This is a genomic window from Rhodopseudomonas palustris (assembly GCF_013415845.1).
GTDB lineage: Bacteria > Pseudomonadota > Alphaproteobacteria > Rhizobiales > Xanthobacteraceae > Rhodopseudomonas > Rhodopseudomonas palustris_F.
Genome location: NZ_CP058907.1, coordinates 3,277,434 through 3,303,381 on the forward strand (window position 1 = coordinate 3,277,434; position 25,948 = coordinate 3,303,381).

At 64.0% G+C, this 25,948-nt stretch carries 22 protein-coding genes; 12 read left to right on the forward strand and 10 right to left on the reverse strand.

Annotation, left to right across the window (positions count from 1 at the left end; all coding sequences use genetic code 11):
* Positions 1-258 precede the first annotated feature (258 nt).
* The 4 genes from HZF03_RS14985 to HZF03_RS15000 all read left to right on the forward strand — a co-directional run bounded on the left by HZF03_RS14985 (position 259) and on the right by HZF03_RS15000 (position 3,754).
* Positions 259-597: a P-II family nitrogen regulator gene (locus HZF03_RS14985; protein ID WP_011158515.1), complete on the forward strand. Its 339-nt coding sequence runs from the start codon at positions 259-261 to the stop codon at positions 595-597.
* 89 nt (positions 598-686) lie between these two features.
* Complete coding sequence (gene glnA / locus HZF03_RS14990) at positions 687-2,096, forward strand: type I glutamate--ammonia ligase (RefSeq protein WP_011158516.1); 1,410 nt, start codon at positions 687-689, stop codon at positions 2,094-2,096.
* Between the two features lie 284 nt (positions 2,097-2,380).
* Entirely contained in the window at positions 2,381-3,130 is a 750-nt protein-coding gene (locus tag HZF03_RS14995; RefSeq protein WP_119018677.1) for a CerR family C-terminal domain-containing protein, read from the forward strand.
* A gap of 12 nt (positions 3,131-3,142) precedes the next feature.
* The gene (locus tag HZF03_RS15000; protein ID WP_011158518.1) at positions 3,143-3,754 is read left to right on the forward strand and encodes a hypothetical protein; all 612 of its coding nucleotides are present in this window, start codon (positions 3,143-3,145) and stop codon (positions 3,752-3,754) included.
* A 142-nt stretch (positions 3,755-3,896) separates the two neighbouring features.
* Here HZF03_RS15000 and HZF03_RS15005 read toward each other — a convergent pair whose 3' ends face one another.
* From HZF03_RS15005 to HZF03_RS15035, 7 genes are all read right to left on the reverse strand, one after another.
* The gene (locus HZF03_RS15005; RefSeq protein WP_119018679.1) at positions 3,897-5,174 is read right to left on the reverse strand and encodes an adenosylmethionine--8-amino-7-oxononanoate transaminase; all 1,278 of its coding nucleotides are present in this window, start codon (positions 5,172-5,174) and stop codon (positions 3,897-3,899) included.
* On the reverse strand, positions 5,171-5,809 hold the full coding sequence (bioD, locus tag HZF03_RS15010; RefSeq protein WP_119018680.1) for a dethiobiotin synthase: 639 nt from the start codon (positions 5,807-5,809) through the stop codon (positions 5,171-5,173). The genes HZF03_RS15005 and bioD overlap by 4 nt, the downstream gene beginning before the upstream one ends.
* Positions 5,806-6,936, reverse strand: a complete 1,131-nt coding sequence (locus tag HZF03_RS15015) for an 8-amino-7-oxononanoate synthase (RefSeq protein WP_179906176.1) — start codon at positions 6,934-6,936, stop codon at positions 5,806-5,808. The genes bioD and HZF03_RS15015 overlap by 4 nt, the downstream gene beginning before the upstream one ends.
* A gap of 140 nt (positions 6,937-7,076) precedes the next feature.
* Positions 7,077-7,640, reverse strand: coding sequence for a hypothetical protein (locus HZF03_RS15020; protein WP_119019630.1), 564 nt, complete (start codon positions 7,638-7,640; stop codon positions 7,077-7,079).
* A gap of 88 nt (positions 7,641-7,728) precedes the next feature.
* The gene (locus HZF03_RS15025) at positions 7,729-9,159 is read right to left on the reverse strand and encodes an amidase (protein ID WP_119019631.1); all 1,431 of its coding nucleotides are present in this window, start codon (positions 9,157-9,159) and stop codon (positions 7,729-7,731) included.
* Between the two features lie 165 nt (positions 9,160-9,324).
* Positions 9,325-10,314 (reverse strand): hydroxyacid dehydrogenase, encoded by a 990-nt coding sequence (locus HZF03_RS15030; RefSeq protein WP_119019632.1) that lies wholly within the window; start codon positions 10,312-10,314, stop codon positions 9,325-9,327.
* A 108-nt stretch (positions 10,315-10,422) separates the two neighbouring features.
* Entirely contained in the window at positions 10,423-11,322 is a 900-nt protein-coding gene (locus tag HZF03_RS15035) for a DMT family transporter (protein ID WP_119019633.1), read from the reverse strand.
* A 664-nt stretch (positions 11,323-11,986) separates the two neighbouring features.
* On the opposite strand from HZF03_RS15035, the gene HZF03_RS15040 reads away from it, so the two are divergent.
* From HZF03_RS15040 to HZF03_RS15060, 5 genes are all read left to right on the forward strand, one after another.
* Positions 11,987-15,760 (forward strand): vitamin B12-dependent ribonucleotide reductase, encoded by a 3,774-nt coding sequence (locus tag HZF03_RS15040; RefSeq protein ID WP_012496396.1) that lies wholly within the window; start codon positions 11,987-11,989, stop codon positions 15,758-15,760.
* Between the two features lie 456 nt (positions 15,761-16,216).
* On the forward strand, positions 16,217-17,275 hold the full coding sequence (locus HZF03_RS15045; RefSeq protein WP_119019635.1) for a ParA family protein: 1,059 nt from the start codon (positions 16,217-16,219) through the stop codon (positions 17,273-17,275).
* A complete protein-coding gene (locus tag HZF03_RS15050; protein ID WP_119019636.1) occupies positions 17,272-18,144 on the forward strand; it encodes an SIR2 family protein in 873 nt (290 codons plus the stop codon). The genes HZF03_RS15045 and HZF03_RS15050 overlap by 4 nt, the downstream gene beginning before the upstream one ends.
* A complete protein-coding gene (locus HZF03_RS15055) occupies positions 18,144-19,268 on the forward strand; it encodes a DNA methyltransferase (protein WP_165858168.1) in 1,125 nt (374 codons plus the stop codon). The genes HZF03_RS15050 and HZF03_RS15055 overlap by 1 nt, the downstream gene beginning before the upstream one ends.
* 229 nt (positions 19,269-19,497) lie before the next feature.
* Positions 19,498-19,977: a hypothetical protein gene (locus HZF03_RS15060; protein ID WP_119019638.1), complete on the forward strand. Its 480-nt coding sequence runs from the start codon at positions 19,498-19,500 to the stop codon at positions 19,975-19,977.
* A gap of 107 nt (positions 19,978-20,084) precedes the next feature.
* On the opposite strand, the gene HZF03_RS15065 is transcribed toward HZF03_RS15060, so the two are convergent.
* Both HZF03_RS15065 and HZF03_RS15070 read right to left on the reverse strand, forming a co-directional pair.
* The gene (locus HZF03_RS15065; protein WP_119019639.1) at positions 20,085-21,041 is read right to left on the reverse strand and encodes a hypothetical protein; all 957 of its coding nucleotides are present in this window, start codon (positions 21,039-21,041) and stop codon (positions 20,085-20,087) included.
* 209 nt (positions 21,042-21,250) lie between these two features.
* Positions 21,251-22,345, reverse strand: a complete 1,095-nt coding sequence (locus tag HZF03_RS15070) for a GGDEF domain-containing protein (RefSeq protein WP_234832323.1) — start codon at positions 22,343-22,345, stop codon at positions 21,251-21,253.
* Between the two features lie 304 nt (positions 22,346-22,649).
* On the opposite strand from HZF03_RS15070, the gene HZF03_RS15075 reads away from it, so the two are divergent.
* Positions 22,650-23,336 (forward strand): oxidoreductase, encoded by a 687-nt coding sequence (locus HZF03_RS15075; protein WP_119019641.1) that lies wholly within the window; start codon positions 22,650-22,652, stop codon positions 23,334-23,336.
* Positions 23,337-23,857: 521 nt separating this feature from the next.
* On the opposite strand, the gene HZF03_RS15080 is transcribed toward HZF03_RS15075, so the two are convergent.
* Positions 23,858-24,202 (reverse strand): 5-carboxymethyl-2-hydroxymuconate Delta-isomerase, encoded by a 345-nt coding sequence (locus tag HZF03_RS15080; RefSeq protein ID WP_119018235.1) that lies wholly within the window; start codon positions 24,200-24,202, stop codon positions 23,858-23,860.
* Positions 24,203-24,395: 193 nt separating this feature from the next.
* Between HZF03_RS15080 and HZF03_RS15085 the strand changes: the two genes are divergently transcribed.
* The gene (locus HZF03_RS15085) at positions 24,396-25,241 is read left to right on the forward strand and encodes an alpha/beta hydrolase (protein ID WP_119018234.1); all 846 of its coding nucleotides are present in this window, start codon (positions 24,396-24,398) and stop codon (positions 25,239-25,241) included.
* Positions 25,242-25,327: 86 nt separating this feature from the next.
* Complete coding sequence (locus tag HZF03_RS15090; protein ID WP_119018233.1) at positions 25,328-25,906, forward strand: GNAT family N-acetyltransferase; 579 nt, start codon at positions 25,328-25,330, stop codon at positions 25,904-25,906.
* Positions 25,907-25,948 lie beyond the last annotated feature (42 nt).

Here is a 25,948-nt window from a genome sequence, read left to right on the forward strand (position 1 = left end):
AATATCCTGATAAAGCTTCATAATCGGCCAGTGCGCAAATTGGCACGGACCCTGCTTTTACGGAAGCCAGTTTCGATCCCTCGCGCTCGCCTCTTGTAGGCGGGGTGTGCGCGATCGTCTCTGAGTTCCGGCCTGGCGGGGCTTGGGGGCGGTGTTGCTCACCCATTCGGCCGCGGCGTTATCGATCAACTGCGCAGCGTCGCGCAATCTGGCATACACATGCCGACTCACGACGTGGGAAGTCCGGGGAGAGTGTAAGTGAAGAAGATCGAAGCCATCATCAAGCCGTTCAAGCTCGACGAGGTCAAAGAAGCGCTGCAGGAAGTCGGATTGCAGGGGATCACGGTCACGGAAGCCAAGGGCTTCGGCCGGCAGAAGGGCCACGCCGAATTGTATCGCGGCGCTGAATACATCGTCGACTTCCTGCCCAAGGTGAAAATCGAGATCGTGATCGCCGACGACCTGGTCGAGAAAGCGATCGACGCCATCCGGCGCGCCGCCCAGACCGGCCGCATCGGCGACGGCAAGATTTTCGTCTCCAACATCGAAGAAGCCATCCGCATCAGGACGGGCGAATCCGGACTGGACGCCATCTAAGCACCCGGCCTATCAACCCTCGCCTGATCGCATCACCTGGCGGCCGATCCGGCCGCCATTTCACGACGACCCGTAGCAAAGGGGTACTCATGACGACCGCTAAAGAAGTCCTGAAATCCATCAAGGACAACGACGTGAAATACGTCGATCTGCGTTTCACCGATCCGCGCGGCAAGTGGCAGCATGTCACCTTCGACGTGTCGATGATCGACGAGGAGATCTTCTCCGAAGGCACCATGTTCGACGGCTCCTCGATCGCCGGTTGGAAGGCGATCAACGAGTCCGACATGACGCTGATGCCCGATCCGGCGACCGCCACGATCGATCCGTTCTTCGCAGAGACCACCATGGTGATCACCTGCGACATCCTCGAGCCGTCGACCGGCGAGCCCTACAACCGCGACCCGCGCGGCATCGCCAAGAAGGCGGAAGCCCAGGTCAAGGCGCTCGGCATCGGCGACAGCGTGTTCGTCGGCCCCGAAGCCGAGTTCTTCGTGTTCGACGACGTGCGCTATTCGGCGAGCCCGTACAACACCGGCTTCAAACTGGACTCGTCGGAACTGCCGACCAACTCGGACACCGAGTACGAAGGCGGCAACCTCGGCCACCGCATCCGCACCAAGGCCGGTTACTTCCCGGTGCCGCCGCAGGACTCCGTGCAGGACATGCGCTCGGAGATGCTCGGCGCGATGGCCAAGATGGGCGTCAAGGTCGAGAAGCATCACCACGAAGTCGCTTCGGCCCAGCACGAGCTCGGCATGAAGTTCGACACCCTGACCCACATGGCCGACCAGATGCAGATCTACAAGTACTGCATCCATCAGGTCGCCCACATCTACGGCAAGACCGCGACCTTCATGCCGAAGCCGGTGTTCGGCGACAACGGCTCGGGCATGCACGTGCACCAGTCGATCTGGAAGGACGGCAAGCCGACCTTCGCCGGCAACAAGTACGCCGACCTGTCGGAAACCTGCCTCCACTACATCGGCGGCATCATCAAGCACGCCAAGGCGATCAACGCCTTCACCAACCCGTCGACCAACTCCTACAAGCGTCTGGTCCCGGGCTATGAAGCGCCGGTGCTGCTGGCCTACTCGGCCCGCAACCGCTCGGCCTCGTGCCGTATCCCCTACACCACCTCGCCGAAGGCCAAGCGCGTCGAAGTCCGCTTCCCGGACCCGATGGCCAATCCGTATCTCGCCTTCGCGGCGATGCTGATGGCCGGCCTCGACGGCATCAAGAACAAGATCGATCCGGGTCCGGCGATGGACAAGGACCTGTACGATCTGCCGAAGGAAGAGCTGAAGCAGATCCCGACCGTTTGCGGCAGCTTGCGCGAAGCGCTCGAGAACCTCGACAAGGACCGCGCCTTCCTCAAGGCCGGCGGCGTGTTCGATGACGACTTCATCGACGCCTTCATCGAGCTGAAGATGACCGAAGTGGCGCGGTTCGAAATGACCCCGCACCCGGTCGAGTTCGAGATGTACTACTCGTACTAATCGCTTCGGCGACACCACTCAGGGAAAGGCGCTCCTCGCGGGGCGCCTTTTTCTTTTTGGATCGAACAACGCCGTGCCGCGGCCGGTGCTCTGCAAGACCACGCGGTGAGACGTGCTGGCGCGCCATCCCGAACCATCCGCCACAGGTGATGCGTCCGCGTGAAGGACACACCGCAGCCACCTGGCGCACGCCGCACGCCGCAGCGGCCACGTCGCCCCGGTTGATTCAGCTCAAAGCCTCATTCATTCGAATGAATTAAACAGACGCCGATGAGGCGCCGACGATGAAGTCCAACGGCCACGCAACCAAGCTCCGCACCACGCCGTCCCTCGGCGGCCAGAGCCACGACACCCGCGCCCGGATGATCGAGGCTGCGATCGAGGTGTTCGGATCGGTCGGCTACGACGGCGCCACCACCCGCCAGCTCGCCGAGCGAGCCGGCGTGAATCAGGCCGCAATCCCCTACCATTTCGGCGGCAAGCGCGAGCTGTATGTGGCCGCCGCGCAAGCCATCGCCGATTACATGCGATCCCGCATCGAGCCGCTGATCGACGAACTGCGCAGCGCCAGTGTCGATCCAGTCGGCCACATCGACGCGGTGGTGATGCGGTTCTTCCAGTTCATCGCCGGCGATGAGGAGCCGGAGGCCTGGACGGTGTTCTTCGTGCGCTGCGAGCGCGACGCCGACGACGCCTTCCGCATCATCTACTATCAATCGGTCGCGCGGTTTCAGGCCGCCTTGATCGCGGAAGTGGCCGCCGCCACCGGACGTTCGCCGGATGACGAGGACCTGAAGGTACGGGTCGCCGTCGTGCTCGGCGCGATCTCCAACTTCCGCACGCTGCGCAACGTCATGCTGAGTTCACTCGGCTGGGACACATTCGACGCCGAGCGGAAGCGGACCGTGGAGACTGCAGTCCGGCGACTGGCGCTGGCCGAATTGCTCGGCATCCACGCCGACGCCCCGTCCGACGTCCATCCCCCGCTCGGCTCCACGTCCGGGGCTCAACCATCACCCACGGCCAGACCGTAAAAGGAGGCTGCCATGACCAAGCCCGATCTTACTCAAGCCTATCTGGAATGGACCAAGCAGAAGCTCGACGAGTCCGCCGCGACGATCGCCAAGATCGAGGAAGCGGCCGCCAAGATCGGCGATGCCTCGAGCGCCAAGGCGCAGGAAGCGCTCGCGCAGCTCCGCACCGCGCGTGACGCCTTCCAGGCTCAGGTGAGCGCGGTGCAAGCCGATTTCGGCGCCTCCAAGCAGGTGACCGATGCGGCGCTGTCAGCGGTCTCGGCGCAATGGAACGAGGTCGAACTGGCGTTCCAGAAATTCCTCGGCGCCGCCGGCGATCAGGCCGGGCTGGTCAAGGACGCGCTCGCCGCCCGCGCCGAAGCGCAGCGCCAGTCGTTCCTGTCGTCGCTGGAGACGATCCACACCGGTGCCGCCGCGGCACTCGAACAGGGCCGCAAGGAAATGGAATCCTCGCTGCGCCGCTGGACCGAGGAAACAGAAAAGACGCTCGGCCCGAAGCTGACTCAATTGTCAGCCGCCGGCGACGAGACCTGGAACGCGCTGAAGGCCGGCCTCGACGAGACCGCCGCAGTGTACGAGAAGACCTGGGCGCGGATCTCGCAGGCGTTCACGAAGCCCAAGTAACAGCGACTGAACATGCCAAGCGTCATGGCCGGGCTTGTCCCGGCCATCTACGTCTTCGATCTTGCGAAATCTTACGACGTGGATGCCCGCGACGAGCGCGGGCATGACGGGTTGAATGCGGTCTTGATCACCGATACGCCGCTCAACCCGCATCGCTCCCACGCGCCAGCACCTCGGGTGCCGCGGCGATCGCCTCATACACCGCCTCGATCTCCACCGCCGTGCTGCAATACGGCGGCATCAGATAGATCGTGTTGCCGAGCGGGCGGACCAACAGACCGCGATTGATAAAGTATGCGTACAGCCGCGGCCCGACGTCGGCCAGATAGCCGCTGTCGCCGACCTGCAGATCGACCGCCGCGATGGTGCCAATCTGGCGGACATTGCTGAAACGTGCATCGTCCCTGAAACGATCCAGCGCGCGAGCGTGGACGGCCGCCAGATCGTCGATCCGTTGCCGTACCGGCTCGCTCGCCCACACCTGAAGATTGGCCAGCGCCGCAGCGCAGGCGATCGGGTTGGCGGTGTAGGAGCTGGAGTGAAAGAACGTCTTGCGCCGGTCGGTCGAGAAATGCGCGTCGAAGATCTCGCGCTGGCACATCGTCACCGCGAGCGGCACCGAGCCGCCGGTCAGGCCCTTCGAGTAGCAGGCGATGTCGGGCACGATATTCGCTTGCTCGCACGCGAACAGCGTGCCGGTGCGGCCCCAACCGGTCATCACTTCGTCGGCGATCAGCAGCACGCCGTGCGCCTTGCAGATCCGTGCCATCTCGGCCAGCACCCAGGGCGGATAGATCAGCATGCCTCCGGCCCCGAGCACCAGCGGCTCGACGATCAGCGCCGCCACCGCCTCATTGCGGCATGCCTGCTCCAGCGCGTCGAGCGTTGCCTGCTCGGCGCCCGCGCGCGGAAACGGCAGCCGGCTGACATCGAACAGCAGCGGGTCATACGGCGCATTGAACACGCCGCGCTCACCGACCGACATGCCGCCGATGGTGTCGCCATGATACGCGCCTTCCAGCGCCAGAATACGCCGCCGGCTCTCGCCGGAATGCAGCCAATAGCCGAGTGCCATCTTGAGGCCGACCTCGACCGAGGTCGAGCCGCTGTCGGAGAAGAACACGTGCGTCAGCTCGGGCGGCGTGATCTCGACCAGGCGCTGCGCAAGCTGTTCGGCCGGCGGATGGGTGAAGCCGGCAAAGATGATCTGATCGAGCTGGTCGGCCTGCTGCTTGATCGCCGAGATGATTGTCGGATGGCGATGACCATGCGTCACCACCCACCACGAGCTGATCGCATCGAAGATCCGCCGCCCGTCATCGGCTTGAAGCCAAGCGCCCTCGCTGTGCACGATCGTCGGGGTGTCGCCCTGCACCGCATGCTGGGTGAACGGATGCCAGACCGGCGAGGCGTGGCTCATGGCGCGTCTCCGAGGAAATCGCGAGGCTCGAACGCCGCTGCGAACGCAGCGCGTAGCGCGGCCGCATCAAGCCGCTCCAGCCGGGGCAACCGGCCGAGCCGGCGGGTATGGCCGAGTTCGACGATGATCTGCTCGGAGTCGAGGTTCTCATCGCCGAGGAAGGCGACGCCGAGCAGCGGAATGTCGCGCGCCCTGATCGCTTCGATCGACAGCAGCGTGTGGTTGATCGTGCCGAGCGAGGTGCGGGCACATAGCACCAGCGGCACTCCCCAGCGCGCGAACACATCGATGTAGGTGGTCTCGCGCGTCAGCGGCACCATCAATCCGCCGGCGCCTTCGACCACCAGCGGACGCGGCACCGAAGGCAATTCGAGCGCGGCGACGTCGATGTCGACACCGTCGATCTCCGCGGCGAGATGCGGCGAGGCGGGCGTCTTCAGCCGGTAGCGTTCCGGCAGGATCCTATCGGCTGCGAGCCCCGACAGCCGCTGCACGGCGCCGGAGTCGGTCTCGTCTTCGAGTCCGGACTGCACCGGCTTCCAATAGGTGGCGTCCAGCGCGCCGGCGAGTGCGGCGGCAAACACGGTCTTGCCGATGCCGGTGTCGGTGCCGGTGACGACGATCCGCGCGCTCATGCCGCCGCCCTCATATCTTCGGCAAGCGCTGCGAACAGCGAGGCGATCACGTCCTCGGACAGATTGGCGCTGAGCGCGATGCGCAGCCGCGCGGTGCCTTCCGGCACCGTCGGCGGCCGGATCGCGCGAACGTCGAAGCCACGCCGCTGCAGCGATGCCGCGAGCGCCACCGCCGTGCTGTTGGCACCGACGATGATCGGCAGGATGTGCGAGCCCGACGAGGTGATGCCGCAACGCTGCTTCAGTTCGCGATCCGCGAACGCGACCAGCGCGGCGAGCCGCTCCCGTCGCTCCGGCCGGGTGCGGCTGATGTCGAGCGCCGCGCGCGTCACCGCCGCAATCAGCGGCGACGGCGCGGTGGCGAAGATAAACGGCCGCGCCCGGTTGACCAGGAAGTCGCGCACGATCTTCGGACCGAGCACAAAGCCGCCCATGGTGCCGAGCGCCTTGCCGCAGGTATGCAGGGTGATGACGTTGGCACGGCCCTCGAACGAAGCGGCCAGTCCCCGCCCCTCCGGTCCGGCGACGCCGGTCGCATGCGCCTCGTCGATCACCAGAATGGCGTCGTGCCGATCCGCCACCGCGACCAGCTCGTCGAGCCGCGGGCTGTCGCCATCCATGCTGTACACGCTCTCCACCGCGATCCAGGCGCGGCCACGGCCACCGTTGGCCCGCCATTGCCGCAGCCGCGCGTCGAACGCCTCGATATCACTGTGGGGCACGCTTTCGCAGGTCGCGCGACCGCGGCGCATGCCTTCGTGCACGCTGGCATGGATCAGCTCATCGTACAGCACGAGATCGCCACGCTGCGGCAGCGTCGCGAAGATCGCGTGATTGGCGCTGAAGCCGCCGCCGAGATACAGCGCGCTTTCTGCGCCGAAGTAATCAGCCGCTTCCGCTTCGAGCGCTTCGTGCTCTTCATGATTACCACGCAGCAATCGCGAGCCGCCGGCTCCGATCGGCACGCCGCGCGCAACCGCATTGGCGGCGGCCTGGCGCAACTCGTCGGACTCGGCAAGGCCGAGGTAATCATTGGAAGTGAAGTCGACGCCGGCGCGCGGCTGGAGCTTGCGTCGCCGCCCCGCATCCGCAAGTGAACGCAGGTCGGCTTCAAGGCTCTGGTACATCGATCCTAGTCCTGGTGGTGCGGCAGCTTGCCGCAGTGCGGGCGCTACCGTCGTTTGACCGCCGCAGGTGGAGGTTAAGCGGCGCGCGAGCGGCCGAAGGGCGGTGGGAACCACACAGGCCGGCTCAGCGCGGCCCTTGCTTAGCGCGCGTCGTCGAGCTCGTCACTGTCCTCGTCATAGCCCCGCTCGGACGGGCCCATCACGATCTCGTTGCGCAGGGCCTCGAACCGACGCCTGGTTTCCTGATCGCGGGCCGCGATGAAGGCAATCGCGTCGGCGCGCGGCATCGGGCCGCTGGAGATCGGATGCACGCTGGCCCCGATCGTCTCGTCGACGAAATAACCGCGGTCGTCGCGGCGCATGCGCCATTTGAAGCGCAGCGCATCCAGCGGACCCGGTCCCTCTCGGGTGTAACGTTCGAGATCGTCGTCGCCGTCGTCGGGCTCCGGCACCGCCGCCGAGGCGGCCTCCTCAGCAGGCTTGGCCTGCTCAGTAGCATCCGTGGGCTCGGAGACATCGCGGTCGGACACCGCTTCGGCCGCAACAGGCTCGTCGCCCTGCGCACCGGCATCGGACGAGGGCGGGACAGAGGGCGCACCCTCCTCCGGCACCACTTCGTCTCGCGCCTCCGCGTTGGCGTCGGGCCTTTCGAAGATGCTCGCAATCGCCGCGAGCGCTTCATCGGTTGGGTCGTTGGCAGTCAATACAAAGCTCCCCCAGTTCGGCCTGAAGACAACAGCAAGGCCGAACACGTCAACGCCGACAATGGTCGCTGGTTTCTATTTTGTGTGGCTATGTCGAGGCATATACCGGCGGACGCCGAGTTTTCCACGGCCGTTCGCGCTCGAGCTGCGCAGCGAGACGTAATAGTGTTGCTTCGTCGCCGAACCGGCCTGCGAACATCATGCCGATAGGCAGGCCGCTTGCACTCCACGCCAGCGGCACCGACATCGATGGTTGTCCGGACATATTAAACAGACTCGTGCCCGGAATATACCGACGCAGCGTCGGGCTGATCCCGGAGAGATCGTGCGCCATGGTATTAATTTCGCCGATCCGCAGCGGCAGCGTGCACAGCGTCGGCGACAGAAATACATCGATGCTCGTGAAAAACTCCGCCAGCGCGCGCGAGATCTGGAACGCGGCGAGCTGCGCCGCGCAATAATCGACACCGCTCGCTTTGCGTGCATTGGCGGCCGACGCCAGCGTCAGCACTTCAAAATCTCGTTCGGTCATGGCGCGGCCGAGTGTCTGCTCGGCGAGCTGCACCGCAAGGCCGGTGTTGCAGGCAACGATGGTGGCGATCACCTGCGCCGGATCGGCAGGTAGCACCGGTGCGCGCTCCTCGACGTGATGACCGAGCCCTTCGAGCTGCCTTGCGGTATCACGCACCGCCGCAGCAACCTCCGGATCGATCGCATCACCATAGGTCGAACGGTCGGTAAACGCGATCCGCAACCGGCCTGGTTCACGGCCGACTTCCTCGGCGAACGGCCGCTCCGGCGGCGGGGCAACGTAAGGGCTCGACGGCTCGGGGCCGTGCAGTGCATCGAGCATCGCGGCGCTGTCGCGCACACTGATACTCACCACATGACCACAGGCGAAGCCGCCCCAGCCCTCGCCGCGATCCGGCCCGATCGGATTGCGCGCCCGCGTCGGCTTCAGCCCAAACACGCCGCAGGCGGAGGCCGGAATGCGGATCGAGCCGCCACCGTCGCTGGCATGGGCCACCGGCAAAATGCGCGCCGCCACCGCGGCCGCAGCGCCGCCCGACGAGCCGCCGGAGGAGTGATCAATATTCCACGGATTGCGGGTCGGCCCGTGCAGCCGCGACTCCGTGGTCGGCATCAGGCCGAATTCCGGGCTGGCGCTCTTGCCGAAAATCGTCACGCCGGCGGCGAGAAACCGCCCCGCCAGCGTGCCGGTGTGGGGCGCAACGAAGTCCTTGTACAGGCTGGCACCGAAGGTGGTGCGCGTGCCGGCGAGCAGATCGAGATCCTTCAATAGAAACGGCACGCCGGTGAACGGCCCCTGCGGCAGGCCGGCTTCGATCTGCTTGCGCGCGTAGTCGTCGTGCCGCACCACCACCGCATTGAGCTTGGGATCGAGCGCATCGGTCCGCGCGATCGCTTCATCGAGCAGTTCGGCAGCGGTGACCTGCTTGCTGCGGACCAGTTCGGCGAGGCCGACGCCGTCGTAATCGCCGTACTCTTTGAACGCCATGATGGACCTCTCCCCGAAGTTATTTGGTTATGTTGCAATGATCTTTGAGGCGTCATTGCGAGCGAAGCGAAGCAACGAAGCAATCCAGTCTCGGCCTCGCAGCTCTGGATTGCTTCGCTTCGCTCGCAATGCCGCGCGCTGGCGTGATAAGCGCCGAGCGCCCAACTAACCGAGCACGTCCTGATTGACGACGTTGATGCGGATCGGGTCGCCGTCGAGCACGCTCAACATGTTGCGGGCGGTCTGCTCGCCCATCCGGTCGAGCGCTTCGCGGGTGACGCCGGCGACGTGCGGCGCGATGATCACGTTGGGCAGATCAAACAACTTGTGGCCGTGCGGCGGCGGCTCCTGCTCGAACACATCGAGCCCGGCGCCGGCGAGCTTGCCCGCGAGCAGCGCGTCGTACAGCGCCTGCTCGACCACAATGCCGCCGCGCGCGGTGTTGATCAGGTACGCGGTCGGCTTCATCTTCGACAGCCGCGCCGCATCGAACAGCCCGGTGGTCTCAGGCGTCTTCGGGCAGTGCAGGCTGACGAAATCGGCGTCGGGGAGCGCGGCGTCGAGGTCAGAAACCTGCTTGCAGCCGGCCGCTTCGATCGCCGCTGCGGGCACGTAAGGGTCGTACACCAGGACGGTCATTTCCATCGCCAGGCAGCGCTTGGCGGTGCGGGTGCCGATGCGGCCGAAGCCGACGATCAGCACTGTCTTGCCGAACAGATCGAACGGCAGCAGCCCGAGCCGCGTCGCCCAGGCGCCGGTCTTGACCAACGCGTGCAGCTCGGCGCCGCGCTTGGCCAGCGTCAGCATCATGAACAGCGCCTGCTCGGCGACCGATGGCGAATTCGCGGTGCCGGCGGTCATCAGCGGCACCTTACGCTTGTTCAGCGCCGGCACATCGATCGCGTCATAGCCGACGCCGATCCGCGCCACCACGCGCATCTGCTGCGCCGCATCGAGCTCGCGCTCGCCGAACCGGGTGGCGCCGAGCGCGACGCCATGCACCGGCGCTTCGGTGCGCAGCAGCGCGTCGAAATCCTCCGCCGAGATCATGTTGGGAAATTCGATCATCTCGATATCGCCGCGTTCGGCGATCAGCGCCCTGCCCCGCTGCGACAACGATTCCGTCACCAGCAGCTTCTTCGTATTCGACGTCATATCGGGCCCCTGGGGTCTTGTTCGTTGTTCGCGCCGCTCGTGAGATGGCGGGCGATGGTTTTTTGTATCAGGCCGCGCGCGGCGAGGTCCACCGGCAATTGCCGCGCGTCACGACCGCGTCGCCAACGCCACGCCGGTCAGCGTCATCACCAGCGCGGCGATCTGGCCGATCCCGAGCGGCTCGTGCAGCGCAACCGCCGAGGCGACCACGCCGATCACCGGGGTCGCCATGGTGCCGATCGCCGCAACCGACGCCGGCAGCCGTTGCAGCGCGGCGAACCAGCAGACATAGGCGATGCAGAACTGGATCACGACCAGATACACCAGCCCGGCCCAACCGAGCGGCGTCAGCACCGAGACGTGCGGGATCTCGAACGCGAGCCCGATCACCGCGACCGGAATGCAGCCGAGCCCGATCTGCCACGCCGCGGAGGTGGCACCGGGCAGCGCGATCGGAAACCGCTTCAGGAAGATGGTGCCGAGCGCAAAGCCGAGCGCGCCGGTGAGCGCCAGCAGGATGCCGGGCAGCTTCGTCATGCTGGCGGCGAAGCCCGCCGCGCCCATCAGCGCCGCGATTCCGCCGAACGCCAGCGCCAGCGCCGCGACCCGGCGCAGCGTCAGCCGCTCGCCGAGCAGCGGCCAGGCCAAGAGCGCGGTCCACACCGGCATGGTGTAGGCGATCACCGCGGTCTCGCCGGCCGGCAGCCACAGCAGCGCCAGCCCCATCACCGCCATCCACAGCGTGACGTTGAAGAACGCCGAGATCACCAATCGCAACCGCTGGTCGCGCGGCACGGCCAGGCTGTCGCCGCGCAGCGCCGCATAACCGAACAGCGCCAGCGAGCCGGCGATTCCTGTGAGGCCGCGCAGCGGCAGCGGCGGCCATTGCGCGATCAGATATTTGGTGACCGGCCAGCTCAGGCCCCAGGCCACCGTGGTCACGGTCAGGAACACCAGGCCGCCGGACGCAATGCGCCCGCGCGCAGGAATCGGAGAAGGATCGGACATGGACAACCCGGCAGGAGGAGCGCGCAGAATGCCGGTGTTGGGACCCCGACGCCACCCGTAATCGGACACCTTTCGGCCGTCTCTCCTGAGTCGGGTTTGGCAAGCCCTTGGAGCGAAAAAATACCTGCCCTGTGAACAGCGGGCGCAGGCGTGATCCAGCGCCCGCCGCCGACTTTTTCGTCTTTGGAATCTCTGAGGACTCACCGATACTTGACCGGGTCAGGGCGAGCCGCGGCCCCTGTTTTCCACCCTAATCCACCACATTTAGTATTTGATTCAGGAACCCGCACTATTGCTTGACGGGTCGGACGGAGTCGGCCTAGCTTCAGGGCCGTCCAGCGAGGGAGTGTTTTGTCCCGCCGGACGTTTCCCAGAAGGGTCCAGACCGACCACCTCCGACGGCCACAGCGGCAGCGGGGCGAGGCGTCGTCTGCTCCTAAATCGACCGTTGGGGCGCATTCCGACGGGCCGGCAAAACGGCTCGCAAAGCGACATGGGGCGTTATGTTGGGTGGAGTGCCCGGCTGCAAAAATGCGGCCGTCGCCTCTGCCCGCGAAAACAGATGGAGCCGGGTCACGGCTCGCCGGGCGAACAAGGTTCGTCCATCTAGCAACTTCCTGGGCCACCCACGGCGGGGGTTCGGGCGACTTGAACGGGGCACGAGATGAAGATCGAACGGCGCTACACCAAGGACGGCCAGTCTCCTTACGCGGACATCGCGTTCAGGCTGACGACCAGCGAGATTCGCAATCCGGACGGATCGGTGGTGTTCCGCCTCGAGAATGTCGAGGTGCCGGAGTTCTGGTCGCAGGTCGCCTCCGACGTGCTGGCGCAGAAGTATTTCCGCAAGGCCGGCGTCGCCGCGCGCCTGAAGAAGGTCGAGGAAGAGAGCGTGCCGTCGTGGCTGTGGCGCTCGGTCGCCGACACCGACGCCCTCACCGCCCTGCCCGAGAGCGAGCGTTACACGTCTGAGCATTCCGCCAAGCAGGTATTCGATCGCCTCGCCGGCTGCTGGACCTATTGGGGCTGGAAGGGCAGCTACTTCTCGAGCGAAGACGACGCCCGCGCGTTCTTCGACGAGCTGCGCTACATGCTGGCGATGCAGATGGTGGCGCCGAACTCGCCGCAGTGGTTCAACACCGGCCTGCATTGGGCCTACGGCGTCGACGGCCCCGGCCAGGGCCACTACTACGTCGATTACAAGACCGGCAAGCTGACCAAGTCGAAGTCGGCCTACGAGCATCCGCAGCCGCACGCCTGCTTCATCCAGGGCATCGAGGACGACCTCGTCAACGACGGCGGCATCATGGACCTGTGGGTCCGCGAGGCGCGGCTGTTCAAATACGGCTCCGGCACCGGCTCCAACTTCTCGCGGCTGCGCGGTGAAGGCGAACGCCTCTCGGGCGGTGGCAAGTCGTCGGGCCTGATGAGCTTCCTGAAGATCGGCGACCGCGCCGCCGGCGCGATCAAGTCGGGCGGCACCACCCGCCGCGCCGCCAAGATGGTGGTGGTCGACGTCGATCACCCGGACATCGAGGCCTACATCGACTGGAAGGTGAAGGAGGAGCAGAAGGTCGCCGCTCTCGTCACCGGCTCCAAGGTCAACCAGAAGCACCTCAAGGCGATCCTGAAGGCCTGCGTCAACTGCCAGGGCTCGGGCGACGACTGCTTCGATCCGGAGAAGAACCCGGCGCTGCGCCGCGAGGTCAAGCTGGCGCGCCGCGCGCTGGTGACCGACGCGATGATCAAGCGCGTCATCCAGTTCGCCAAGCAGGGCTACAAGGAGATCGACTTCCCGATCTACGATACCGACTGGGATAGCGAGGCCTACCTCACCGTCGCCGGCCAGAACTCCAACAACTCGGTGTCGCTGAAGGACGACTTCCTCCGCGCGGTCGAGACCGACGGCGACTGGCACCTCACCGCCCGCACCAACAAGAAGGTGGTGAAGACGCTGAAGGCCCGCGACCTGTGGGAGAAGATCGGCACCGCGGCCTGGGCCAGCGCCGATCCCGGCCTGCACTTCAACACCACGATGAACGACTGGCACACCTGCAAGGCGTCCGGCGACATCCGCGCGTCCAATCCGTGCTCGGAATACATGTTCCTGGACGACACCGCCTGCAACCTCGCCTCGGCGAACCTGCTGGCGTTCTACGACGTCGGCGCCAACCGCTTCGACCTCGATGCCTACGAGCATCTGTGCCGGCTGTGGACCGTGGTGCTCGAAGTCTCGGTGCTGATGGCGCAGTTCCCGTCCAAGCAGATCGCCGAGCTGTCTTACGAATTCCGCACCCTCGGCCTCGGCTTCGCCAATATCGGCGGCCTGCTGATGACCATGGGTCTGTCGTACGACTCCAAGGAAGGCCGCGCGCTGTGCGGCGCGCTGTCGGCGATCATGACCGGCACCGCCTACGCGACCTCGGCCGAGATGGCCGCCAAGCTCGGCGCCTTCCCCGGCTACAAGAAGAACGCCGACCATATGCTGCGGGTGATCCGCAATCACCGCCGCGCCGCGCACGGCGAGAGCCGCGTCTATGAGGCGCTGTCGGTCAACCCGGTGCCGCTCGACCACACCAACTGCCCGATCCCGGACGCCGTCGCCCACGCCAAGGCGGCCTGGGACAAGGCGCTCGAACTCGGCGAGCAGCACGGCTACCGCAACGCACAGGTCACCGTGATCGCCCCGACCGGCACTATCGGCCTCGTCATGGACTGCGACACCACCGGCATCGAGCCCGACTTCGCGCTGGTGAAGTTCAAGAAGCTGGCCGGCGGCGGCTACTTCAAGATTATCAACCGCGCGGTGCCCGCCGCGCTGCGCGTGCTCGGCTATCCGGAGCACCAGATCCAGGAGATCGAAGCCTACGCCGTCGGCCACGGCTCGCTCTCCAACGCACCGGCCATCAATGCCTCGACCCTGAAGGCCAAGGGCTTCACCGATGAAGCTTTGGCCAAGGTCGAAAAGGCGCTGCCGACCGCGTTCGACATCAAGTTCGCGTTCAACAAGTGGACGTTCGGCGAGGACTTCCTGAAGGACGTCCTCAAGATCGAAGCCGAGCAGATCGCGCAGCCGAATTTCGACCTGCTCACCGCGCTCGGCTTCACCAAGCGCGAGATCGAGGCCGCCAACATCCACATCTGCGGCGCGATGACGGTCGAAGGTGCCCCGCATCTGAAGCCCGAGCACTACGCGGTGTTCGATTGCGCCAATCCCTGCGGCAAGATCGGCAAGCGCTATCTGTCGGTCGAGAGCCACATCCGGATGATGGCCGCGGCGCAGCCGTTCATCTCGGGTGCGATCAGCAAGACCATCAACATGCCGAACGACGCCACGGTGGAGGACTGCAAGTCCGCCTACATGCTGTCGTGGAAGCTGGCGCTGAAGGCCAACGCGCTGTACCGCGACGGCTCCAAGCTGTCGCAGCCGCTGAATTCGCAGCTGATCGCGGACGACGACGAGGACGAGGACATCGATACCTTCCTCGACAAGCCGATGGCCGCGCGCGCCACGCACATCTCCGAGAAGGTGGTGGAGCGGCTGGTCGAGCGCATCGTGGTGATGCGCGAACGCGAGAAGATGCCGGATCGCCGCAAGGGCTACACCCAGAAGGCGGTGGTCGGCGGCCATAAAGTGTACTTGCGCACCGGCGAATACGATGACGGCCGCCTCGGCGAGATCTTCATCGACATGCACAAGGAAGGCGCGGCGCTGCGCTCCTTCATCAACAACTTCGCGATCGCGGTCTCGCTCGGCCTGCAATACGGCGTGCCGCTCGAAGAATATGTCGACGCCTTCACCTTCACCCGGTTCGAGCCGGCCGGCCCCGTCCAGGGCAACGACTCGATCAAGTACGCCACCTCGATCCTCGACTACGTGTTCCGCGAGCTGGCGGTGAGCTACATGGGCCGGTTCGACCTCGCCCATGTCGACCCGACCGAGACCGGCTTCGACGCCATCGGCAAGGGCGTCGACGAAGGCAAGGTGCCGGATGGCGGCGTGATCGCGGGCCCGGCGTCGGCGACCAAGTACCTGTCCAAGGGCCTGACCCGGTCGCGCACCGACAATCTGGTGGTGATGCGCAGCACCCCCGCCCACCCGGCGGACACCACACCGCGCAACGCCCCGTCGGGCGCCGCGCCGACCGTCACCGCGCTGGCCTCCTCCCGCGTCGGCGACGCCCTCGAAGGCGCCACCGCCTTGAAGCAGGAAGTGCAGACCGATCTGTCGCCGACCGAAAAGCTGGAAGCGCTGCAGTGGAGCAAAGCCACCACCGCCGCGACCCAGCCCGCCCCGAGCAAAGCCGAACGCCGCGCCGAAGCCAAAGCCAAAGGCTACGAAGGCGAGATGTGCTCGGAGTGCGGGAATTTCACGTTGGTGCGGAACGGGACTTGTATGAAGTGTGATACGTGCGGCTCGACGACGGGGTGCAGCTAACTAACTACTCCAACAGTTTCGGGGCGGCGAGCAATCGCCGCCCTTGGCACAGAAGAACAAACCACGAACTACCCAATTACCAACTTGGAGAATGACCATGGCTACAAATCCTCCCCAAGGCGACGGTCATCGCAACGGCGCGGTGAGAGACCGCTCGCAGACGTACAACACCAAGACCGAGACCTGGGTAAAACGCGATAGCGAGACGGGCCGGTTCATGGACGTGAGGTCCGACGGAAAACCGTTCAAGGGCGTCCAAAAGGAAGATTAGCGTCAGCAAACGTCGTCCGCATGAGCGCAGCGACATGCGGGGCTGGGCCTTCAACCTGGTCCCGCATATCGCTCCGATCATGCGGGCTAAACACTAAATTGCAGTATGTGAAGCTCGTCGAATGTCAGCGCATGGCCAGCCGGCAGGAATCATTTTAGAGTTGCACAATTGGGGATCAATTAGCGATGCCGTTTTTTGGAAGCCTTTGCTTTTTCAATAATAAAGGGGGCGTCGGCAAAACGACCCTAGCTTGCAATGTAGCTTCGTACATCGCGGAAACTCAAGAACTGCGGGTCCTCGTCGTCGATGCCGACCCCCAGTGCAACGCGACCCAATTAATCCTACCGAACGACACCACGGAACAATTGTACGCGACGCCCGCAGGGCACCAGGACATCGACAGTCTCAAGCAAGTGTTACAGCCGCTCATCGCGGGCGATGCTTCTCTGAGGAAAGACCACAAGATTGCGGGCCCCTCCACGAACCGCTTCGGTACATTTATCCTGCCAGGACATCCGGACATCGCGATCCTGGAGGACACTCTCAGCAGCAATTGGTCTAGCTTTCTCGGCGAGTCTCTAGGCGGTGCACGCGTTTCGAACTGGAACACCCAGCTCTTGGCGCAGCTTCGTCCGAATTACGACCTCATCATCTACGATGTCGGCCCGAGCCTTGGGGCGCTAAACAGATCGATACTGATTGGAGTGGACTATTTCCTCGCCCCGATGGGATGCGACATCTTTAGCCTCATCGGTATCGACAACATCGCTAAGTGGATCACTCAGTGGCAGGACAACTACGATCACGCCTACAATCGAATGGCTTCGAAGGGCAACTCTCTAGAGGAGTATGAAGGGCAAATAAGAAAAACTTCAAACGTGATGTCTCGCTTTGTCGGGTACACGGTACAGCAGTACATCACGAAGACCATTAGAGATGAAAAGCGGGCCACCGGCGCTTACGAAAAGATCCTCGAAAAGATCCCGAGCCAAATCGCTCAAAGCTTGGGCCCTTTTAAGGCGCCAAGACTCCAGCTTGACGAGGTCCATCTCGGTGACGTCCCACACATGTATAGCTTGGTCCCACTGGCACAAACCAATCATACACCGATCCACAAGCTCACCGGAGGCGAAGGCCTGTCTGGCGGGCAATATCAGCAGCAGAGGCAATACAAGACTTTCATCGCCGATTTGAGCGACGCCCTGATGCGCAATCTACGTGAAAACGCGGAGGCGCTCAGATGATTGACTGGCCGGTTGATCTGATTGAAGACATCGCAGCGAGGCGGTCCGTTCTATTTCTCGGAGCGGGCGTCTCTCGCAACGCCAAGAACGCGTCCGGGGTGCATCCGAGGGAATGGGGCGACTATCTTACTCACCTGGCGTCCTTGGTTGGCGACGCTGCACAGCGCGAAGAAATACTGACCTGCATTAAAGACGGCGATCTTTTGACAGCCTGCGAACTTGCGAAGGATCATCTTTCCGCACCCATCTTTAAAACAGAGCTAGTGCAGGAATATGCGGGAAATAGGTATCTGCCAGCGCAGATACATGACGATTTAAGCCAGATCGACTCGCGGATAGTCATGACGACGAACTTCGACAAGCTCTACGAGGTTCGCGCCAACGTCCTGCAGAACCACACCGTGCTTATAAAGAACTACTACGACCCCGACTTTGCCGACGTATTTCGTCGGCGGGACCGCGTGGTACTTAAGGCCCATGGAAGCATCGACTCGGCAGAGCGAACGATATTCACCAGAAGCCAGTACGCGGAAGCGAGACGGGATCACGCACACTTTTATCAGGCGCTGCGGGGGCTATTTCTAACGCATACCTTCCTTTTTCTCGGTGCATCCCTGCGCGACCCAGACATCCAGCTTCTGCTTGAAGACAACGCCTACCGGTTCGAGGGCAATCGCCCCCATTATATTGCAATGCCAAAAGATTCCGCCCGGAGCGGGCTCATTCGCGTGATGGAGAAGACGATGAACCTGAAGGCGCTGTTGTACGATCCGGCTAACGACCATAAAGAGTTGGCGGATTCAGTCACGGCGCTGGTGCCCCTCGTCGAGGCTGCACGAGTGAACATGGCGGCGACGGCAGGATGGTAATGCAAATAGAAAGCCTCATCGAGCGGGCAGAAGCGGCTCCTCCTGATTGGAAGGACGTCGTCTTCGGGGCGGATTGCCGCCTGCATCAACTTGCCCCCTACATCGGCAAGCTCAAACCCATTATAGCACGACAACTGTTAGAAGCGCTCACGTTGCCAGGTGACACCGTGCTTGACTGCTTCTCGGGTTCCGGCACAATTCCACTTGAGGCACTGCTGCTCGGACGCAAAGTACTCGCATACGATGCTAATCCCTATGCAGTCACCCTCACGAGGGCAAAGCTAGAAGCTCCCGCATCGATTGAAGAGGCGAGGGAAAGGCTTTCTATGCGGTTAGCCGCCGCAGCGCGCCGGCCCGTGTGTGCACCCGCGGATGTACCCGAATGGGTGCGCAAATTTTTCCATCCCGATACGCTTAGGGATGCTCTGAGCTTTGCCGACGAATGCATTGAAAGCGATGACCAATTCCTGCTGGCGTGCCTTCTGAGCATCCTCCACCACCAGCGCCCTGGCTTCCTCTCCTATCCAAGCAGTCACCTCATCCCATATCTGCGGGACCGCAAATTTCCGAAGGAGAACTTTCCGGACCTCTATGGCGCACGGGCGCTAGAGCCCCGGCTTCTCGCGAAGATCAACCGGACCTACAAGGACATCCCGGAAATCGACAGGAGCGGCGTGCTCCAAGTCGGTCGCGTCTCGGTCTTCGATCTCCAGGTCGATCGACCTATTGACGCTGTCGTGACCAGTCCGCCCTACATGAATGCGCTTGACTACGTCCGGGACAATCGCCTCCGCATGTGGTTCCTCGACCGGAATACAGCTAACTATTCGCCAGAGCCGACCGAAAAGCTGGATCAATCGGACGCGATAACCGTGGCTTTCGCTCGGAACGCGTTGAAGCGTCTCAGAACAGGCGGTCGCTGCATTCTCATCGTTGGTGAGACTGTGCTCCGTAAGCGAGTAACATCCCACCCTGCCGAGCGGATGCTAGATCGCCTAACGGCCGAGTACTCTGATCTGCACCTAGAGAGAATCATACGCGACGAAATTCCTGACGTGCGCCGCTCGCGGAGAACTAGCGGGGCTACCAAGCGGGAGCTTATTCTCGTTCTCCAGAAGCGTTAGTCGCGCTCGGACGGCGTTGCGTCCTCAGCCCACCGGCCGCGGCTCAGGGTAATCCGCCGGCGGACATCTCGGTGTAAGTCCCTTCGCCATTGCGCCCTGCGGCCGTGAACCATTTTCGCCAAGAGCGCGTCTCACAAAGAGCTTTGGTCACGCTGTGGCTTGCCGGACACTGTCGCGCCTGCGCTCGCTCCGGAGCTGCAAAGTGACCGGCGCATCTTTGGAGAACCTCATGCGTCTCGCATTCGCCGGCACGCTCGTGCTGGCTCTGTCGGTTTGCTCGGTGGCCCAGGCGGCGGAGGTGCGGTGGACGTTCACCAGGCAGCCGGCCGAGGTGCTCGGCATGCCGGCCGGTGAGGAAGAAGCCGACGATGTACTGCGCTTGACCTGCTTGAAGGGCGGCGCGGTGCAGATTGGACTGGGCGGCTACAAGAGCCTCGGCAAAGGCAAGGGCGAGCCGCTGAGCGTCGCGCTGGCCAGCGGCACGCAATCCGTCACGTTGAATGGCAAGTCGGTGCACAGCAAGAATTTCGAAATGACGGGAGCCTTTGAGCTGAGATCCGATCTTGCTCCCGGCGAGACCAAGCCCTTGATCGGCGTCCTGACAGCGGGAGCGCCGATCCGCGTCTCGGGCGGCCTGAACGACAAATGGTCGGTCAAGGGACTGAAGCCGATCGTGGAACGGTTCAGCGTCGCATGCGTCAAAAACTAACCGGCGTCGCAGGCGTAGGATGGGTTGAGCGCAGCGAAACCCATCCTACGAGGCTCTTGCCGCCCATGGGTATCGCTGCGCTCAACCCACGCGACGAGCTGATGCGTTTATGCCCGTTTATCCCGTGAGGCTCTCTCGATCATCTCACGGGAGACCACTTTCTCGGGGTTACGTTCTCGGTAAAGGGTCGCAAACTCATGATCACTAATGTCGCCGTCTCCGTAATCGGCATAATCGAGGTGAAGCCAGCCCTTGTCACTCAATTCCATTCCATAAAAAGGACCGACAAACCCACTTCGCGGAATCACGTACGTCCGAACAAACGGCACGCTCTCGTACACGCGCTTCACAAACTGAGCACCGGGAGTGTCTTCGATAAACCACGGCTGACGGCCGAAATAGCCAAACTGTTTTGCGATGATATCGTTCAGCAGATGTAGGGCGGCAAGAGCGTCCTCCTGCAAGGATTGGTAGGTTTCCGGATCAAAATGGATTGATCTATTTCGAAGTTCGCCCAGCAATTCGAACTTAGTGCCGACGGCCTCTACCAAGACATTCCACTCCTCCAGCACTTGAACAGCAAACTTCCAATTATCGAAGGACTTTTTGCGATAGACCTTTGGATAGGACCTTGAGGATTTGAAGCTGTCACGTAGATCAAGAACAAGATGATTAAGGATGCGCTCGCCGAGAGCGCACGCTGCGACTAGAGCGGGGTAATAGAGACCAGCAACAAACGACCGGCGCGCCTGCTCGTGGAATTGATTATGATAAGCTAGCAGTGACATAGACTTCGGGCCGAGATCGATCGCATTCTTGACGACTTTTTCGATCTGTCCCGAGCCGTACTGTTGCTCTAGTCGACTGATACACTGCACGCGGCTCTGCAGATGGTTTTGCTTGACTGACTCATCCCAAGATTCATCGATCTCCTCGAGACTCAAGGGCGTAGAGTCAAAATCAAACGAAAATGGGTGATAGCGGCGAAACCCACGATCACTGAGGTCGGCATGCGAGGCATGGTCGTACACGCCCAAGGTCAAATCAACGATGGTCTTCCGCATTCTTAATATTACCCCTTCCCGACTGAGCGTAGCAACCCTCAGCAAGTATACGCGACGAGCGCCTTGAAGGGTCGATGTGGAACCGGATCGCAGCTCTTGATGTCAGCAAGCGCAACAAATGTGACCCGGTGAGCGCAGCGACAACCGGGACTCTTCGCGCCACCGAGCTGCAGCTTCCGGATGTCGCTTCGCTGATCCGGGCTACGGGACTACACGCCCCGGTCGACCGTCCGGTCGCGGCCCGATGCCTTGGCCCGGTAAAGCCGACTGTCCGCCAGCTTGTAGAGCGCCGTCCAGTCGCCGGCCTCCCGGATCGTCGCCACTCCGAAGCTCGCGGTCACGGGCCGCGTGTCGAGACCGGGAATACGGCTGTTCGCGATGGTCTGCCGGAGCCGTTCGGCGCACTCGGTGGCGTCGGACAGCGATGCGCCGGGCAGGAACACCGCGAACTCCTCGCCGCCCCAGCGGCCGACCAGATCGCCCTTGCGGGCGGTTCTGCGCAGGATCGCGCCGATCTCCTGCAGCACGGCGTCGCCGACGTCATGACCGAACGTGTCGTTGATCGATTTGAAATGGTCGACGTCGCACAGGATCAGCGCCGCGCCTTCGGGCGCGCGGCGCATCGGCGCCGCGATCTCCGCCTCGAAACCGCGGCGGTTGAGCAGCCCGGTGAGATGGTCGAGGTCGCGCTCGCGGCGCAGATCGTCGATCAGGTCGGACACCGCCGCAGCCAGGATGGCCATCGCCAAGGCAGCGCCCAGTACGGCAAGCGACAATTGCAGCGTCTGCCAGAAGACAGAGTCGGCGAACACGAGTGGTCCACCCGACGGCGGCGACACCCCGACCGTGAACACGGTGCGGGGGAAGAAGTGGAGCCCGAACAGCAACAGCGTCCAGAACAGGATGCGGTCGACCACGCGGCCGTATCTCAGATGCGCAAGTCTGAGCGCGGCCACGCAGAGCAGAAGTCCGTATCCGAAGTTCTGCACGTAGATGCGCGCGAGCAGACTGCGATCCACGTAAAAGAAGTAATACAGCGCCAGCGAAAACGCGGCGAAGATCGCGACGTCGATCCACAAGCCGAACGCCCTGCTCGAGCGGATCAGCACGCCTTCGACCGCCGCGATGACGGCGCAGGTGTAGAGGGCGCCCGACACCATTGCGTTGAGGCCCGTGTCACGCGGCCAATAGAGAATCTGGCTCGACGCACCGAGAGCGAACAGCGCGCACGCAGCGGCCAGAAGGGCGAGATAGGGCCGCCGCCGGTCGTAGCTCCAGGCCGCGAGAAACGCGACGCCGAACACGCCGATGATGCCTGGCCCGATCAGGGACAGCGTGACTCTGACAACGGAACCCGGCATCTCGAACGTCGCGACCTCACCAGCTCAAGCCCGCGTGTTTTGCCTCCATCGGCTGTCTAAATCCACCACGCACTCGATTCAATTTTAGCCAAGTGACATCGCTTCGGGCCGATCAGCGCAGCGCTATTCGCCGCGCCTCCAGATGGTGCTGATGACGGTTTCTGAGACCCCTGCAGCGTGATCTTCACTGCAGGGCGTTCATGCCTTGGCGTTGCCGTCCCCATGCCCCTGTGCAATCCTGCGGGACATGACCACCTCCGGCGACAGCTCCGCCCTGAAAACCGCCCTCGTGTTCGGTGCGACCGGATTGATCGGCTCGCAGCTCTTGCGCGGGCTGCTGGACAGCACCGACTATGCGCGGGTGATCGCGGTGGTGCGGCGGCCGCTGACCTTCAGCGATCCGAAGCTGACGGTGCTGATCGGCGACCTCGATCGCCTGCCGGCGCTGGCCGCGCAGCTCACAGCCGACGAGGTGTTCATCGCGCTCGGCACCACGCGCAAGCAGACGCCGGATGAGGTTGCGTACTACAAGATCGACCATGACTATCCGGTCGCGGCGGCGCGGATCGCGCGGGAGGCCGGCGCCAAGGCGGTGTTTCTGGTCACCGCGGTCGGCGCCGACGCCGCGTCGCGCTCGTTCTATCTCCGCACCAAGGGCGAGGCCGAGCGCGACATCATCGCGCTGGGCTTTCCGCGCACCGCCATCTTCCGCCCGTCGATGCTGATGGGCGAGCGCGCCGAGCACCGCCCGGTGGAACGGCTGTTCATCGCACTCGCGCACATCGTCAACCCGTTGCTGCGCGGCACGGCCGATCGCTATCGCGGCATCGACGCCGCCGATGTGGCGCGGGCGATGGTCGCGGCGGCGCGGACCGATGCGCCGAAGCTGCGGATCTATCATTGGCGCGAGATGATGGCGCTGCTTCGCCGCTGAGATGCGCGAACCAACGCCCGATGCCTCGGCACCCGGCAGTCTTCGCGCCGTTGAGATGCGGCCCCCGGGATGTCGCTTCGCTCATCCGGGCTACGGGCTTGATACTATTCCTACAAGGATTATAGTCCGCATCGTCCTGTCCGTGAGGGGCGCTTCGCGAGGCGTCGTTGAGCGGGGCAGATCATCGGCCGGGAGACCGGCCGGTGAGGGTTTGGCGAAGCTGCATGGTGCAGCGGGGCCGGGCTTGACGCGGCGTCCTGCGCGGTGTGGCTCGCACCCACAGCGTCCGGGAGGCAGAAGGTCAGCGCAAACAAGTGTACGCAGTTTGCGCAAAGCAAACTGCTATGCCGCCGCTACTATGAGCGGCTGCCCTGTGCGTGGCTGGACGGGACGGAACGACACGGGAGAAATCCCCGTGCTCCCCGCGCCCGGAAGAACGGTCCCGATGCCAAAAGATCGCCGCTGGTGGGCGCGCCGTGGCTGTTTGAGATTGCGATCCCGACGCGCGCGGCGGGCCTCGGCTACGGCTTCAGCCGTTTCTTGTAGGCTTCCGGGTCCATGTCGCGGATGTCGACGCTGAGGCTGGTGATGTCGGGGCAATGCTCGACCAGGGTCTGGCGCAGCGCGACGCTGAGCGCGACCTTCTGCTCCGGCGTGCGGCCCGCCAGCATGAACACGGCAAGATGCACGAAGCTGTCGCGCTGGCCCGCGACCAGATAGTCGTCGAAGCCGCGGGCCCGCACCTTGATGTCGGCGGCCTGCATCACCCCGGTCGCCGCAGCGGTGACGGCGAGCTGCTCGATCATGCGCCGGATGCGGTCGCGGCTGAGATGATCGGCCGAATAGTCCATCACGAGGTGCGGCATCGTCCCTCCGGTTCGCTTCCCACGGAATCTGCGGGCCTTCTTTGGCGCTCGCGTGCGCATGGTCAAGCCCGAGCGGCGGATCGACGCAAGCGCCGCGCCGCTCATGGCCGTATGCGTAAATGCGATCGACAGGCTGTTCGTATTTCGGCAAAGCTCGACGCCAACAAGACGCTGCACGTTCGATGGAGCCGCAATGACGACCGACCGCCCTGCCGATCCCCGCGCCCGCTGGGCGTATCTGTCGCAGAGCGAGCGCGACGCCGCCTACGATGTCGTCACCGCGGTGAAGAACAGTGCCGAGCTGAGCGCCGAGCGCAACGCGGCGTCGGCGATCGCGCGCGCCACGCTGCGGTCGGAGCTCGATCTGGCTTACGGCCCGCGCCACAAGGCCAAGATCGACCTCTATCCGGCCGCAAAGCCGGAGGCGCCCTGCCTGGTGTTCTGGCATGGCGGCTATTGGCAGAAGAATTCGCGCGAGCTGTTCGCCGCGCTGGTCGAGGGCATCGCCGCGCACGGCTGGTCGGTGGCGATCGCCGGCTATTCGCTGGCGCCAGAAGTGACGCTCACCGACATCGTCGCCGAAAGCCGCGCCGCGCTCGACTGGCTCGCCGCGCATGGCCCCGAGCACGGCATCGCTGGCCCCGTGGTGACCTCGGGCTGGTCCGCCGGCGGCCATCTGGTGGCGATGACGCTGGACCATCCGGTGGTCGCCGCAGGGCTGTCGATCGCCGGCGTGTTCGAGCTCGGCCCGCTGCGCGACACCTTTTTGAATGCGGCGCTGCGCCTCACCGATACCGAGATCGCGTCGCTGTCGCCGCTGCGGCTGCCGCCGGTCGATAAGCGGCTCGACCTCGCCTACGGCACCAATGAGCTGCCCGCCTTGGTGCTCGACTCGCGCGATCTGCACGCGCGCCGCGCCGCCGTCGGCGCGCCCGGCCGGCTGCTGCCGCTTGCCGGCCACGATCACTTCTCGATCCTCGCCGAACTGCGACGCCCGGACGGCGCGCTGGTGCAGGCCGCGCGCGAGCTGATCGGCTGAGCCCGCGCCATCTCGGCGCCACCATCGCGGACGACAGCTGCGATCCGACGCAGCCAGCTCGGCCCGGGATCACCGCGTTGCTAGCGATGATCCGTCCCGGCCAAGCGCAACAGGAGCCCTCGAGCTTGAACCGCCCCGATCAGCACGTCACGCTTCGCCCCGCGGCGAAGCAGGATCTCCCCGTCTTCATGCGCGAGTTGCAGGATGCGTTCGCGGTCGCCGTCATTGAAGAGTTCGGATCTAGTCCGAGCGAGCCCATCCCGTCCGACCGCGACATCCAGCAATCGTTCGACGCGCCGGGTGCCGAGGTGCTGCACATCGTCGCGGACGGCGAACGGGTCGGCGGCGTGGTGGTGAGGATCGACGCCGCGACCCAGCACAACTCGCTCGACCTGTTCTTCATCGCCACGCATGCGCACGGCCGCGGCCTCGGCACCGCCGCGTGGCGGGCGATCGAACAGCGCTATCCGCAGACCAAGGTGTGGCAGACCCACACGCCGTATTTCGAACGCCGCAACATCCACTTCTACGTCAACAAATGCGGCTTCAAGATCGTCGAATACTACAACGCCCGTCACCCCGACCCGCACGAGCACGAACTCGATCACGAGCCGGACGGCCTGCCGCCGGACGGTGGCTTCTTCCGGTTCGAAAAGATCTGCTGAAAGCCCGCCTCTCCTCACCCAGAAGGACCATCGCCCTTGCCA